Source organism: Blautia caecimuris (assembly GCF_024622975.1).
GTDB classification, from domain to species: domain Bacteria; phylum Bacillota; class Clostridia; order Lachnospirales; family Lachnospiraceae; genus Blautia_A; species Blautia_A caecimuris.
This window is the reverse complement of sequence record NZ_JANJZT010000009.1, coordinates 63621-78794: the sequence shown is the minus strand read 5'-3', so window position 1 is coordinate 78794 and position 15174 is coordinate 63621. Positions and strand designations below refer to the sequence as shown.

Genomic DNA, 15174 nt, shown 5'->3' with positions numbered 1-15174 from the left:
TCCTTTTTATCATCATAAAAAGTGGAGGAAACCGATTATGAAAACAAGGAATATGAGCTGGAAGAGAAAAGGCTTTATCCTGGCCTTTCTTGCTCCCACAGTAATTGCATTTGTATTATTTTATCTTTATCCTATTGTAACAGTCTTTGTGACCTCTTTCTGCAAATGGGATTATACCAATATTACCAGCCCGGAGTTTTTTGGATTTGCGGACATGTGGAATAACTACAAATATATTTTTGAGCTGTATCCGTATTTCTGGGAAGCTCTTCGGAATTCTACTATATGGGCGCTTCTGGGAGTGTTTGTGCAGATACCTGTTTCTGCTTTGATCGCTCTTGCATTTTCCCGTAAAGTAAAGGGGGTAAAATTTGCAAGAAATGTATATATCATCCCCAGCATGATTTCATCTGCAGCCATGGGTATGATCTTTCTGCAGCTGTACAGTCCGTTATACGGAGTAGTGAATCCGGTGATTCGTTTATTTAAACAGAATTTTTCCGAAAATATACTTCTTCTCAAGGGACCGGCATTTATCGCCATGACCTGTGCCTATATCTTTTTTACAGGAACCACTACACTGATGATCCTGGGAAATATTATGGCAGTACCGGAAGATGTAAGAGAGGCAGCTATGCTGGACGGCGCCAGTGGTCTGAAGCAGGACTGGTATATCACTATTCCCATGATCAAGGATACGCTTCGTACGGTATCTATCCTTTCGGCAACAGCGGGCTTCCTGCTTTATAATGAGGTTTATTTCCTGACAAAGGGAGCAGCAGGAACCTACAGTATCAGTTATGTGATCCGTGAGCTTGCAATCACAAGTACAAGAACACAATTTGGCCGTGCAAATGCGGTAGCAGTGATCCAGATCCTTGCAGGTATGCTGATCATTGTATTTGTAAATCTTCTGTACAGTCAGCTTTTTAAAGGAAAAAGAATCCGAAGAAACGGAGGTCAGTCATGAACAGAAAAATGAAATCCAATCCCCAGGTACGTACAATGTCCCGGGGAACAAAGATCTTTACCTATATCTGTCTTGCATGGGCAGTTCTGGTGGCTCTGATGCCTCTGGTCTGGCTGTTCATCTCCAGTCTGAAAAAAGACCCGCTGGCAAGACCCGGGTTTCAGCTTCCGGAATCTATCTGTCTGGATGGATATATTTCCACTTTCCGTGATCTTCATGTTATGAGATATTTCGGAAACAGTATGATTATTGCCGGTGTATCCGTAGTCATCAGTATCCTGATGATCTCCATGTCCGCCTATGTAGTGGCAAGAATGGAATTTAAGGGGAAAAAGCTGGTGAACTTGATGCTGTATTCTACTATGTTCATTCCGGCTACAGCCCTTACCTATCCGGTTTACAATCTGGTAAATAAAATGCATATTTATAATACCAGAGGAGCCCTGATCTTTATTTATGCATGCAGCGGGCTGGCAGTCAGCTTTTTTGTAATCAAAAATTATTATGCAAATATACCACACGAACTTGAAGAGGCAGCCAGAATCGATGGATGCGGTTATGCCATGACCTGGTGGAAGGTGATTTTTCCGATTGCAAGACCCGGAATCATGACTGCGGGAGTTCTGGCTTTTCTGAATAACTGGAATGAGTATTACTGGGCTTCACTGGTGATCGTTGACAGAGAAAAGCTGACGGTTCCGGCGCTTTTGTCCACGTTTACCACATCCTTCCGTACCAATTACAATGGTCTGTTTTCGGCAATGGTGATTATTATCCTGCCGCCTGTGATTCTGTACTGTGTGTTCAGTAAATTCTTTGTGGAAGCTCTTTCCGGCGGTGCGGTAAAAGGTTAAAAAGGAGGAAAAAACATGAAAGTGATAACGGCAGTTTTGATCGGAGCAGGTCTGCGGGGCGGCTGGGTGTATGCCGCCTATGCTCAGAGTCATCCGGAAGATCTGAAGATCGTTGCAGTAGCAGAACCGGATGAGGAAAGAAGAAATCTGATTGCAGAGGTTCACGGGATACCGGAGGAACGCTGCTATCAGGATTATAGGGAACTGTTGGAAGAGGAAAAAATGGCAGACTGTGCCCTTGTCTGTACACAGGATACCATGCATTTTGAACCGGTAACAAAGGCTCTGGAAAAAGGATATCATGTACTCTGTGAAAAACCTATGTCTCCGGATGCTTCGGAAATTGTCACGATGGGAAATATGGCAGAAAAATATGGAAGGATCCTGATGATCTGTCATGTTCTGCGGTATTCTTCCTTTTTCTCCAGGATTAAAAATCTTATTGAGGAAGATCGCCTTGGAAGACTGATCAGTATTCAGCATATTGAAGAGGTTGGCTACTGGCATCATGCCCACAGCTTTGTGCGGGGAAACTGGAGACGCAGTGATGAAACCAGTCCCATGATCCTGCAGAAATGCTGCCATGATATGGATATTCTTCTGTGGCTGGCAGGAAGCTCCTGTACGAAGGTCAGCTCTTTTGGAGATCTGACATATTTCAAAGAAGAAAATGCACCGGAAGGTGCTCCTGCTTATTGTCTGGATGGATGTCCTCACAGGGATCAGTGTGCTTTTTATGCACCGAAGTTTTACTTTGAGCATCCAAAAGCAGAAGCGGACGGATTCATCCATGCGGTATCTGCGGATACCGACAGAAAAGCAGTTCTTGAAGCGTTAAAGACAGGTCCTTATGGACGCTGTGTGTTCCATTGTGACAATAATGTGGTGGATCATCAGGTTGTGAATCTGGAATTTGAAAACCATGTAACCGTCAATATGACTATGAGCGCCTTCACGGAAAACTGTGCCAGAAGGATCCATATTATGGGAACCAAAGGAGAACTCAGGGGAAATATGGAGCTTGGAGAGATAGAGCTTTCTGACTTTTCCACAGGGGAAAAGGAAATCATCCGGCTTTATACACCACCTACAGGGCACAGCGGAAGCGATACAAATATGATGAAGGATTTTGTAAGGTATCTGAGAGAGGACAGCGTCCAGGTACGCTCCGGAGCTTCCGTGTCTGTGGAAAGCCATCTGATCGCTCTTGCGGCAGAAAGATCCAGAGTGACAGGAGAGACCGTGGATCTCAGGGAATTCCGAAAAGAAGCAGAGGAGCGGTAATATGGATCTGAGAAGGTTTTGCACAGAGATCGGTCTGCCTTCCGGCGCAGTGTGTATTGTGGAAAAAATGAATGAGGAGATCTCTGAAGTCCGATATCAGTATGTCCGTGAACTGTTTTTTACAGACAGAGAGGAAATTTTCCGGGAGATCGCATCTCTTGCCGGATACAGACAAAGGTTTCTTTATTATTACTGCAGACTTGCATGTGAAACATATGAGAAATATCAGAGAGAAGGAATCGGAGACAGGGTGTTTTTTGACACCTTTTCCGATATTGCCGTCTGGTGTCAGGTATGTTTCCGAAGATACGGGGAATACGGGATTCAGGAATATGAATGGCTGTGGCGTCATGTGGAAATGACGCTTTTTCGTCTGGGCAGACTGCAGTTTGAAAAAACAGAATCTTTGTGGGAATTTGAATATAAAGGCAGGAAGACAGCAGTGGGCGATCCGGTGATCAGTATACATATCCCTGAGGGGCAGCCGCTGGATCCGGAAGCCTGCAGAGAATCTCTGGATATGGGACGGAAATTCTGGGGTGGAGAGCTTCCGTATGTATGCCATTCCTGGCTGCTTTTTCCCGGATTAAAGGAGCTTTTGGATGAAAAATCCAATATTCTCCGCTTTCAGCAGATGTTTGAGATCCAGTCGGTGGATTTTCAGTTCCGGGAAGGGGAAGAAAGGATTTTTGACTGCCTGATGGAGGATCCGGAAAAATATCCGGAAAATACCAGCCTTCAGAGAAATGCACGGAAATATCTGAAGCAGGGCGGCAGGCTTGGCAGCGGCCTGGGTGTGATAGCTGCAGATTAGGGAAAATTTCATGTTTTATCATAACCCTCTGATTGATTTTTGTTATAAGAAATAATATAATAGCAGACGAAACTCTGTAAAAACAGAGAAAGATGCTGATACAGTACAGGACAGGGATCCTGTATAGAACATAACAGAAATCATCAGGGGGTATTTTATGAGTATTTTGAACGTAGAACATCTGTCACATGGATTTGGAGACCGTGCTATTTTTACCGACGTGTCCTTCCGTCTTCTGAAAGGAGAACACATTGGTCTAATCGGAGCCAACGGGGAAGGAAAATCCACTTTTATGAATATTGTGACAGGGAAGCTGATGCCGGATGAGGGAAAGGTGGAATGGGCAAAAAATGTCCGGGCAGGCTATCTGGATCAGCATGCGGTCCTGGAAAAAGGCATGACCATCCGTGACGTGCTGAAATCTGCTTTTGATCCCCTTCTTCAGAAGGAGCAGCGTATGAACGAAATCTGCGATATGCTGGGAAGTGCGGATCCGGAGGAAATGGATGCACTGATGGAGGAACTGGGAAATATTCAGGATGAGCTGACCCTTCATGACTTTTATGTGATCGACGCCAGGGTGGAAGAGGTTGCAAGAGCGTTGGGACTTCTGGATCTGGGACTGGAACGTGACGTAACAGATCTGAGCGGCGGACAGAGAACGAAGATTCTTCTGGCAAAACTCCTTCTGGAGAAACCGGATATCCTTCTTCTGGACGAGCCTACCAATTATCTGGACGAGGAGCATATTGCATGGCTGAAGCGGTATCTTCTGGAGTATGAGAATGCGTTTATCCTGATCTCTCATGATATTCCCTTTTTAAATGAAGTGGTGAATCTTATTTATCATATGGAAAATCAGGAGCTGAACCGTTATGTGGGCGATTACGATCATTTTCAGGAGGTCTATGCGGTGAAAAAAGCCCAGCTGGAGGCGGCTTATCGCCGTCAGCAGCAGGAGATCAGTGAACTGAAGGATTTTGTTGCAAGGAATAAGGCCCGTGTATCCACCAGAAATATGGCTATGTCCCGTCAGAAAAAGCTGGACAAAATGGATGTGATCGAACTGGCAGCGGAAAAACCGAAGCCGGAATTTAACTTCCGTTATGGACGGACTCCCGGAAAAATGCTTTTTGAGACACATAATCTGGTGATCGGCTATGGGGAACCTCTGTCAAAGCCTTTGAATTTCTATATGGAGAGAGGTCAGAAGATCGCTCTGGTGGGAACCAACGGAATTGGAAAGACAACCCTTCTGAAAAGTATGCTGGGGCTGATCCCGTCTCTTTCCGGTTCCTGCGACCAGGGAGAAAACCTTCAGATCGGATATTTCGAGCAGGAAGTAAAGGGAGACAATAAAAATACCTGTATCGAAGAACTGTGGCAGGAATTTCCTTCTTATAGTCAGTATGAGATCCGTTCCGCTCTTGCAAAATGTGGTCTGACAACCAAGCACATTGAAAGCCAGGTGCGGGTTTTAAGCGGCGGCGAGCAGGCAAAGGTGCGTCTGTGCAAGCTGGTAAATCGTGATACAAATATCCTTGTTCTGGACGAGCCTACCAATCATCTGGATGTGGACGCCAAGGACGAGCTGAAAAAAGCTCTGAGAGAGTACAGAGGAAGTCTGCTTCTGATCTGCCACGAGCCGGAATTTTATCAGGATGTGGTAAACCAGGTGTGGGATATGAGCAAATGGACCACAAAGGTGCTGTAAAAGCGTATAAAGATTATATAAAGATTTTCTTTATTACAGAATATCCAATGACTTTTCCGGAAAAAGGTGATACAATATCCTGAAAATCGGAGTGATACCTGGCAGATTTACAGAAAAATCAGAACAGGTTCCGATGAGATAAGGAGGAAATATATGTACAGGAAAAGAAGAGCAGGTTCCGGTAAAAAAGGAAAGCTTCTGGCAGTGCTTGCGGTAATTGTAATAGCTGCTGTGTACTACTATGTGGCAATTCCTGCGGTGAACATTCATTCCAGTGGATTCTGGATGTTTCTGATCGCGTTGGTAGTGCTGGGACTGCTGTTTTATGGAGGCAGAAAGGGCATCCATTCAAAAGAAGAGGTCAAAAGTTCAAAAATCCTGAAGCTGGGGATAGGGCTGGTCGTGGTTCTGGTGCTTGTTTATTTTGCAGGCAGCATTCTGTCCTCACCGATCGTCAATGCAAAAAAATACCGGAACCTGATGGTTCCGGAAACCGGAAATTTTGCAGAGGATATTGAACAGATCAGCTACGATCAGATCCCGCTTCTGGACAAGGAATCTGCAGCGCTTCTGGGAAACCGTAAAATGGGAAGTATGGTGGATATGGTTTCTCAGTTTGAAGTCAGTGATCTTTATTCTCAGATTAATTATCAGGGACGTCCGGTTCGTGTGACTCCTCTGGTATACGCAAGTCCCATTAAATGGCTGACTAATATGAGTGATGGAATTCCGGCTTATATTACTATTGATATGGCAACTCAGAATACAGAGCTTGTGAAGCTGGATCAGGGGATTAAATACTCAGAGGCAGAGTATTTTAACCGGAATATTTACAGACATCTGAGATTTAAGTATCCTACTTACATTTTTGACCAGCTCAGCTTTGAGATTGACGAAGAGGGAACTCCCTACTGGGTATGCCCTGTGAAAAAATTCAATATCGGACTTTTTGGCGGACAGACCATTGGAAGAGTGGTTCTTTGTAATGCAGTAACAGGAGAATGTAAAGATTATAAGATCAAAGACTGTCCTACATGGGTAGACCGTGCCTATCCGGCGGATCTTCTGATCGAGCTTTATAACTACCATGGTACGCTGATCAACGGATTTATCAACAGTGTTCTGGGACAGAAGGGCTGTCTTAAAACAACAGAAGGCTATAATTATCTTGCTATTGATGACGACGTATGGGTATATACTGGCGTAACCTCTGTAAGCGGAGACCGTTCTAATGTAGGCTTTGTTCTGATGAATCAGAGGACAAAGGAAACGAAGTATTATGAGATACCGGGAGCAGAAGAGTATTCCGCAATGGAATCTGCAGAAGGTCAGGTCCAGAACCTTGGTTATAAGGCAACCTTCCCGCTGCTTCTGAACATTGCAGATGAGCCAACATATTTTATTGCTCTGAAGGACAATGCAGGTCTGGTGAAAAAATATGCCATGCTCAACATTCAGAAATATCAGAATGTTGCCATTGGAGATACGGTTCAGGAGTGTGAAAAGAAGTATCTGAAAATGATCAAAGGCAGCGGTGCGGCTGTGGCAGGAGAAGATACGAAAAAGATCACCGGAGAGATCAGAAGAATGGCTCAGGGAGTAATCGATGGAAATACCCATTATTATATTGTACTGGAAGGTCATGACGATCTGATCTTTGATGTTCCGATTACAGACTTCCTGGGAATCGTTAAATATGACGTAGGCGACAGGATCACTATTGCCTATAATGAGGCAGAACCTGCCAACAGTGTGGTTTCTGTGGAAGGAGATGCGGGAAGCGCTGAGGGAAGTGTGGAAACTGACGGAGGCGGCTCCGGGGATGATACCGCAGCTCCGGGAGAAGAGGAATCCTGAGCAAAATTACTTTGCCCATGATATACTTTACAGTAGCAGGTATTTCAGGAAAATAAAATAACAGAACAGAAAGCTGCCGGACAGCTTTCAGCAGGAAGTGATAACCTGCTGGAGGCTTGTCTGGCAGCTTTTACTTTGCAGGCAGGAAAAAGCTAAAGCCGTCACATTTTTATGTTCTGTGGGGAACAGCTTTTTGTTTGGATTGGGAAGTTTAGCAGTATTGTTATTCCGCAATATAATACATTGCGGAAAATGCAGGAAGCTCTGCCTGATATCTGCCGTCTGTGATCTTTCTGGCAGGGCGGCGGCGCTTCAGGCTGCCTCCGTATGCCTCCAGATCACTGTTAAGAAGCTCTTTGATCTTCTGACAGCCGGGAAGTTTCAGTTCATAGGTCTGAGACCGGTCAGAAAAGTTAAAGACTGCAGTAAGGTGTTCTTTTTTGCTGCTCCGTTCCAATACATAGACGCAGGTCTGTTCCTGGTGGCAGTCAATCCACCGGAAACCGTCTGCCTGGTAATCTTTTTCCCAGAGGGCAGAATGGGTCAGGTAGATTTCATTGAGATCTTTCATAAAACGGGCGAATCCACTGTGAATGGGATAATCCAGAAGCATCCAGTCCTGTTCCCGTTTTTCGTCCCATTCTCTCAGCTGTCCAAATTCATTTCCCATAAAATTCAGTTTTTTCCCCGGATGGGCGTACATGTACATATAAAGCGCTCTTGCCTGAGGAAATTTGTTGTCGTAATCCCCATTCATTTTCTGGAGGATCGTAGCCTTTCCATGCACTACCTCATCATGAGAAAGTGGCAGGAGAAATCTTGCGTTATAGTAATACATCATGGAAAACGTCAGTTTATGGTAGTTGTCGCTTCGATACTCCGGTCCGGTGCGGAAATAGTCCAGAGTGTCGTTCATCCATCCCATATCCCATTTATAGTCAAAGCCCAGACCGCCCTGAGAAACCGGGTCTGTAACCTTTGGAAAAGATGTGGAATCTTCGGCAGCCAGAATCACAGAGGGGTACATTTCCTTCAGCCCTCTGTTCATGTACTGGAGAAATTCCACTGCGTTCAGGTTTACGCCCCGCACCGGATCTCCCTGCCAGTAAATGGCTCTGCTGATGGCATCCATACGAAGCCCGTCAATATGGAACTCTTTTATCCAGTAGTTTGCAGCAGACTGCAGGAAACTGCGGACTTCTCCACGGGAATGCATAAAGTTGCAGCTTCCCCATTCGCTGACCCCCACTGCAGAATGAGGATATTCGTACAGGGCTGTTCCGTCATACTGAGCCAGGCCATAGCTGTCCACAGCAAAATGTACCGGCACAAAGTCCATGATCACGCCAATCCCATTCTGATGACAGCGGTCTACAAAATATTTCAGCTGATCCGCAGTGCCGTATCTGGATGTGGGACTGAAAAAGCCGGTTGCCTGATATCCCCAGGATTCATCACAGGGATATTCGTTCAGTGGCATGAGTTCCAGATAGTTGTAGCCGTTGTTTTTTACATAGGGAATCAGGATTTTTGCCATTTCTTCATAGGTATACCAGGAATCTGCTTTGTCTGATGGCTTTTTAAAGGAACCGAAATGCAGTTCATAAATATTCAGCGGCTTCTGACGGCAGTCCGTGCGGGCTGCCATCCATTCTTCATCGTGGAAAGAATAGCCCTGCTGGTTCCTTATAACAGAGGCTGAGCCTGGACGCAGCTCCATTCCAAAGCCATAGGGATCGCAGTGCTCCACCCGGTTTCCGGATCTGTCATAAATACAGTATTTATACATCATTCCTTCCTTTGTTCCCGGAACAGAAAGCTCCCAGAAATTGCCGTCAGAAACCTTGTGCATGTCCCATTCCTGCCAGTGGTTAAAATCTCCGAATACAGTGATTCGGGAAGCGGCAGGCGCAAAGGTGCGGAATATGGTCGTTCCGTTGTTTATATGAGCGCCCAGATAGTCATAGGCATCAAAAATTTTTCCTGTATAGAATCCATAAAAATCCATGATCTTCTCCTTATAGATAATAGACATCAGTTGTGCTTTTGACTATAATATAAAAAACAGTACAGAGAATGTCCACCAACAAAACATTCTGTAAGACGGATAAGCAACCTTTTGATAAAAATGTCGCGTAATATACGAAAGGCAGCTATGAAAAGAGGACAGGCTGGGACATTCGGAAAAAACGGAAAACGAGGGAGAGTATGGATATCAGAATAGAAAAAACAGAAAAAGCCATTAAAAATGCATTTCTGGAGCTGAGGGCAAAAAAGCCTCTGGAAAAGATCACAGTTAAGGAACTGTGCGCTCTTGCATGTATCAATAAATCTACATTTTACAGCCATTACGAGGATATTTTTGCCCTGTCAGAGCTGATGGAGGCAGAAACCATTACCGCTGTAGTAAAAAATATTTCCGCGCAGCAGCAGGATCCTTTCCGGGAGCCTGAGATTTTTACCAGAAATCTTTACATGGCTCTTTTGTCCAGTAATTCTCTGATCGGTATTCTGTTTTCCGGGAAAGAAAAAGCGCGGCTGGGCGACTGTCTGGAAATGGAGCTGAAAAAGCTGATCTGGCAGAGATATCCGGAATATCAGCATGATACAGAGCGGAATATTCTTCTGTCTTTTTGTATACAGGGATGCTTTCACGCATATCTGAACCACAGGGATGAGGATCTGGATGCAGTGGTCCGAGTCAGCGAAAATGTGGTGAGAAACCTCAGACCGCTGTATTTCCGGGAGTAAACATGGAAGAAATTTCAGTGGAAATATTTCGCAGTTCCGGGAAAAGCGATCAGTTTCAGAAAAACGGAACAGATGAAACAGGAAAAGGAGAAAAACATGAGCAGAATATTGCTTTTAGAAGATGATCTGAGCCTGATTAACGGGCTTTCTTTTGCATTCAGGAAACAGGGCTTTGAACTGGCCGTAGCCAGAACGCTCAAAGAAGCAGACAGTTTGTGGGCGGATGGAAAATATGATCTTCTGGTACTGGACGTATCGCTGCCGGACGGCACGGGATTTGAATTTTGCAAAAAAGTGCGGCAGGTTTCCAAAGTGCCTATTATTTTTTTGACAGCGGCTGATGAGGAAATGGACATTATCATGGGATTGGATATTGGCGGAGACGATTATATTACAAAACCGTTTAAGCTGGGAGTGTTAGTTTCCAGAGTAAATGCGCTGCTCCGCCGGGCAAAAGATTTCAGCTCATCAGATACGCAGCTGGAATCAAATGGAATAAAAGTACTTTTACTGCAGGGGCAGGTCTTTAAAAACGGGGAACTGCTGGAACTGACTGCTGCGGAATACAAGCTTCTGTGCCTGTTTATGAGAAATCCCAATATGGTACTTACCAAGGAAAAAATTTTGGGCAAGCTGTGGGACTGCGATGGAAATTACATTGACAGCAGTACCCTTACTGTATATATGAGACGTCTTCGTATGAAGATTGAGGATAATCCCGGCGATCCTCAGATGCTTCTGACAGTCCGGGGAATGGGGTACAAATGGAATGTGACAGGGTGAGGAGCTTTATGAAAATATTTGTAAATAAAGAGATCAGAAAATTGTTTCTTGCATTATCAGTTATCTGGATGGCAGCCCTTCTGCTGACCCAGGGATTCTTATATCGGTACTTCCAGAGGATTTCTTTGTTCCTGTTACTTGTTTTTGCATTGGCAGGAGGATTGATACTGTCAGCGTGTTATTCCTGTTTCCGGAAACAGGATCAGCTTATGGAACAGGCAGTGTCACAGATCAACGGGTATCTTGACGGCAATCGCAATGTGCGTATTGAGTGTGATGACGAGGGGGAACTGTACCGGCTGTTTCACGCGGTCAATTCTCTGGCAGCGGTCTTAAATGCACATGCAGATAACCGGCTTCGGGAAAAGGAATTTCTGAAAAATACAATTTCGGATATTTCTCATCAGCTGAAAACACCGCTGGCAGCCCTGAATATCTATAACGGGCTGCTTCAGGATGAGGATGTGGATCCGTCTCTGGTAAAAGAGTTTGCAGATTTATCAGAACAGGAGCTTGACCGCATCGAAACACTGGTGCAGAATCTGCTTAAAATCACAAAACTGGATGCCGGTTCCATTATGATTGAAAAGGAAACGGAAAATGTGGCGGATATGATGGGGGACATTGAGCTGCATTTTGCATACAGGGCCAGACAGGAGCAGAAAGAAATCCTTCTGTCCGGCTCAGATAAGGTGATTCTTTTCTGCGATCGTGACTGGCTGTCCGAAGCAATCGGCAACATTGTAAAAAATGCTCTGGATCATACAGAAAAAGGAGATAAGATTCATATCGAATGGAGAGCCTTGCCTTCTGTCGTTCAAATCGTGGTAAAAGACAATGGATGCGGCATTCATCCGGAGGATCTGCACCATATTTTCAAGCGGTTTTATCGCAGCCGTTTTTCCAGGGACAGACAGGGGATCGGTCTTGGACTTCCCCTTGCAAAAGCGATCATTGAGGCACATGACGGCAGCATTGAGGTGGACAGTGAGCCGGGAAGAGGCACGGTTTTTACAATGAATTTTTTAATTCCTACAAAATTGTAGGCTGACTGTAATGTTTCAGTGCTATCCTTTGTATTGTAGACAAAAAAGAACATTATCTGTCTGCAGAGCAAAGTTATTGAGAAAGAGGTGTTGCATAATGAATTTATTAGAGGTCAGAAATATCTGTAAGACCTATGGCAGCGGAGAAACTTCTGTAAAGGCACTGAAAGACGTCAGCTTTTCTGTTCCAAGGGGTGAATATGTGGCGGTTGTGGGAGAATCCGGTTCCGGAAAAAGTACCCTTTTGAATATGATCGGTGCTTTGGACATTCCTACTTCGGGAAAGGTGCTGATCGACGGCAAGGATATTTTTTCTATGAATGACCGGAAGCTGACCGTATTCCGGCGCAGGAATATCGGCTTTATCTTTCAGGCGTTTAACCTGATCCCAGAGCTGACAGTGGAACAGAACATGATTTTCCCAATGCTGTTGGATTATCAGAAGCCGGACAGAAAATATCTGGAAGAGCTTCTGACTGTACTGAATTTAAAAGATCGCCGGAATTACCTGCCAAGCCAGCTTTCCGGCGGCCAGCAGCAGAGAGTGGCCATTGGACGCGCGCTGATTACCCGTCCGGCTTTGATCCTTGCAGACGAGCCAACAGGAAATCTGGATACTCAGAACAGCAGCGAGGTGATCGCTCTGTTAAAAGAGGCGTCAAAAAAATATGAGCAGACTATTATTATGATCACCCACAATCGCAGCATCGCCCAGACCGCAGACCGGGTGCTTCAGGTGTCGGACGGAGTGCTTACTGATTTCGGGAGGTGCTGTCAATGAAAAGCTATTTAAGCCTTATTCCGATTTCTGCAAAGGTGCGAAAGAGACAGAACCGCATGACGATGCTGTGTATTATTATTTCGGTACTGCTGGTTACCGCGATTTTCAGTATGGCAGATATGGGAATCCGTATGGAAAAAAAGCGCGTGACAGAAGAGCATGGCAGCTGGCATATTATGCTGAAGGAGCCGACTGAGAAGCAGATTGATCAGATTGCACAGAGGACAGATGTTGCAGCTGTCTCTCATTATGACGCACTGAATGTTGATCTGTCTGCTGACTATACGATTCAGGGAAAAACATGCGTTATTGCAGGCGGCGATCATTCGATTCTCACGGAAATCTATGAGGATCTGACAGAGGGGCAGTATCCTGTAAAAGAGAATGAAATCTTACTTTCCAATGGAGCGAAAGAGTTACTTTCTGTAAATATTGGAGATGTGATTACCATGCATACACCGGCCGGGGATTTTGACTATAGGATTTCCGGTTTTGGAGGAGATGTTACCATTACTACAGATGCCGATGTGGTGGGGACTTTTCTGAGCTGGGATTCCTTTCAGAGTCTGGCAAAAGCAGAAGAAAGCAGGCTTGAGCCGGTATGTTTTGTACGCTTTAATGAAAATATTAATATTCGCAGGGCGATTTCAGAGCTGCGGCAGACCTATGGATTTACTGATGAAATATTATCGGAAAATACGGCTTTGCTGGGAATAACAGGATTCAGCAGCGATTCTTATATTATGGGAAATTATCTTATAGCTGTCATCCTGTTTGTTCTGGTTCTGGCAGCAGGAGTCTTTATGATCGCGGGAAGTCTGAACAGCAGAACCGCAGAGAGAACACAGTTTTTTGGAATGCTCCGATGTATTGGGGCGAGCAGGACCCAGGTTATGCACATAGTCAGACTGGAAGCTCTTTACTGGTGTAAAACAGCTGTTCCGGTTGGTGTGGCTGCAGGTATTGCAGGTACATGGATACTCTGTGCGCTGCTTCGGTTTGGGGCAGGAGCCGAGTTTGTACAGATTCCTCTGTTTGAAATCAGTGGTGTGGGGATCATCAGTGGAATTATTGTTGGAGTTTTGACAGTGCTGTTATCTTCCATTTCTCCGGCAAGACGGGCGGCGGCTGTTTCTCCGGTTGCGGCTGTTACCGGGAATTTTTATGAAAACGGAAACGCATCCCGGCCGGTCAGGAAAAACTTTCTGAAAATTGAGACAGCCCTGGGGATTCATCATGCAGTATCCTCCCGTAAAAACCTGCTTCTTATGACGGGTTCCTTTGCACTTAGTATTATTATGATTTTAAGCTTTTCTGTTCTTGTGCAATGGGTGAATATGGCGCTTACCCCCTTAAGACCCTGGGCGCCGGACGTTTTTTACAGCAGTCCGGATAATCTGTGTGAAATTGAAAAAAGCTTTGTAAATCAGGTGGAAAACCAGCCCTATGTAAAACGCGCGTTTGGCAGGATGTATCAAAGCCTTCCGGCAGAATATGAAGGGAAATCAGGACAGATTGATTTGATCTCATATGAAGAAGATCAGTTCCGATGGGCGGCAGAAGACCTGATCGCAGGTGATATATCGGATGTTGCTGAGGGAAACGGCGTACTGACAGTCTATGATAAAAGCAACTCTCTGAAGGTTGGAGACACCATCTGGCTGGAGCAGACAGAGCTTACAGTAGCCGGAGTTCTGGAAGACAGTCCCTTTGATACAACGGATCAGCCAATTGTTATCTGTTCGGAGAGAATGTTTACGGATATTACAGGTGAAGATGCCTATGCTGTTCTTGATGTGCAGCTTTCCTCAAAAGCCTCAGAACAGAATGTGAATGAGCTTCACGCACTGTCAGACGGACATTATGATTTTTATGACAGGATGGCGCAGAATAAAGACACGCAAAATACGTATTTTATGTTCTGTTTATTTGTTTATGGATTCCTGGCAGTGATCACACTGATTACTGTTATTCACACTGTAAACAGTATTTCCATGAGTGTATCTGCAAGAACCAAACAATACGGAGTCATGCGCGCGGTGGGAATGGATGATTTACAGATAAAGAAGATGATCAGTATGGAAACAGCTACATATACGATATTCGGACTTTTTGCAGGCTGCGGTCTGGGTCTGCCCCTGCATTATTTTTTTTATACTCAGATGATTACAGATTATTGGGGAACCCAATGGCAGCTTCCTTCAGCATCCGTTGCAGGAATACTGGCGCTGCTTGTGATCGTTTCACTTCTTGCACCGTTTCTTCCGGCAAAGCGCATCTGTAATATGCCCATTACAGCAACGATCAATGAATTGTGATT

Annotated in this window: 13 protein-coding genes; 12 read left to right on the top strand and 1 reads right to left on the bottom strand. The window is 45.0% G+C overall.

What is annotated here, in order from left to right; translation table 11 throughout:
- Positions 1-37: 37 nt before the first annotated feature.
- From NSA57_RS07770 to NSA57_RS07745, 6 genes are all read left to right on the top strand, one after another.
- Positions 38-970, top strand: coding sequence for a carbohydrate ABC transporter permease (locus NSA57_RS07770; protein WP_022068120.1), 933 nt, complete (start codon positions 38-40; stop codon positions 968-970).
- Complete coding sequence (locus NSA57_RS07765; RefSeq protein WP_257464486.1) at positions 967-1824, top strand: carbohydrate ABC transporter permease; 858 nt, start codon at positions 967-969, stop codon at positions 1822-1824. The genes NSA57_RS07770 and NSA57_RS07765 overlap by 4 nt, the downstream gene beginning before the upstream one ends.
- Before the next feature lie 15 nt (positions 1825-1839).
- On the top strand, positions 1840-3108 hold the full coding sequence (locus NSA57_RS07760) for a Gfo/Idh/MocA family protein (RefSeq protein ID WP_257464485.1): 1269 nt from the start codon (positions 1840-1842) through the stop codon (positions 3106-3108).
- A 1-nt stretch (position 3109) separates the two neighbouring features.
- Positions 3110-3922: an acyltransferase domain-containing protein gene (locus tag NSA57_RS07755; RefSeq protein ID WP_257464484.1), complete on the top strand. Its 813-nt coding sequence runs from the start codon at positions 3110-3112 to the stop codon at positions 3920-3922.
- Between the two features lie 157 nt (positions 3923-4079).
- Positions 4080-5636, top strand: a complete 1557-nt coding sequence (locus NSA57_RS07750) for an ABC-F family ATP-binding cassette domain-containing protein (RefSeq protein ID WP_257464483.1) — start codon at positions 4080-4082, stop codon at positions 5634-5636.
- A gap of 153 nt (positions 5637-5789) precedes the next feature.
- The gene (locus tag NSA57_RS07745) at positions 5790-7493 is read left to right on the top strand and encodes a CvpA family protein (protein ID WP_257464482.1); all 1704 of its coding nucleotides are present in this window, start codon (positions 5790-5792) and stop codon (positions 7491-7493) included.
- 223 nt (positions 7494-7716) lie between these two features.
- Here NSA57_RS07745 and glgB read toward each other — a convergent pair whose 3' ends face one another.
- On the bottom strand, positions 7717-9501 hold the full coding sequence (glgB, locus tag NSA57_RS07740) for a 1,4-alpha-glucan branching protein GlgB (protein WP_257464481.1): 1785 nt from the start codon (positions 9499-9501) through the stop codon (positions 7717-7719).
- 200 nt (positions 9502-9701) lie between these two features.
- On the opposite strand from glgB, the gene NSA57_RS07735 reads away from it, so the two are divergent.
- The 6 genes from NSA57_RS07735 (at position 9702) to NSA57_RS07710 (ending at position 15172) form a co-directional block, all read left to right on the top strand.
- Entirely contained in the window at positions 9702-10244 is a 543-nt protein-coding gene (locus NSA57_RS07735) for a TetR/AcrR family transcriptional regulator (RefSeq protein ID WP_147598319.1), read from the top strand.
- 2 nt (positions 10245-10246) lie between these two features.
- On the top strand, positions 10247-10369 hold the full coding sequence (locus NSA57_RS07730) for a hypothetical protein (RefSeq protein ID WP_022068128.1): 123 nt from the start codon (positions 10247-10249) through the stop codon (positions 10367-10369).
- A complete protein-coding gene (locus NSA57_RS07725) occupies positions 10341-11027 on the top strand; it encodes a response regulator transcription factor (RefSeq protein WP_147598318.1) in 687 nt (228 codons plus the stop codon). The genes NSA57_RS07730 and NSA57_RS07725 overlap by 29 nt, the downstream gene beginning before the upstream one ends.
- Before the next feature lie 8 nt (positions 11028-11035).
- On the top strand, positions 11036-12073 hold the full coding sequence (locus NSA57_RS07720; protein ID WP_257464479.1) for a sensor histidine kinase: 1038 nt from the start codon (positions 11036-11038) through the stop codon (positions 12071-12073).
- A gap of 97 nt (positions 12074-12170) precedes the next feature.
- On the top strand, positions 12171-12854 hold the full coding sequence (locus NSA57_RS07715; protein ID WP_022068131.1) for an ABC transporter ATP-binding protein: 684 nt from the start codon (positions 12171-12173) through the stop codon (positions 12852-12854).
- Positions 12851-15172 carry an ABC transporter permease gene (locus NSA57_RS07710; RefSeq protein ID WP_173751805.1) on the top strand — a complete coding sequence of 774 codons (2322 nt, stop codon included), beginning with the start codon at positions 12851-12853 and terminating at the stop codon, positions 15170-15172. The genes NSA57_RS07715 and NSA57_RS07710 overlap by 4 nt, the downstream gene beginning before the upstream one ends.
- Positions 15173-15174: the final 2 nt, after the last annotated feature.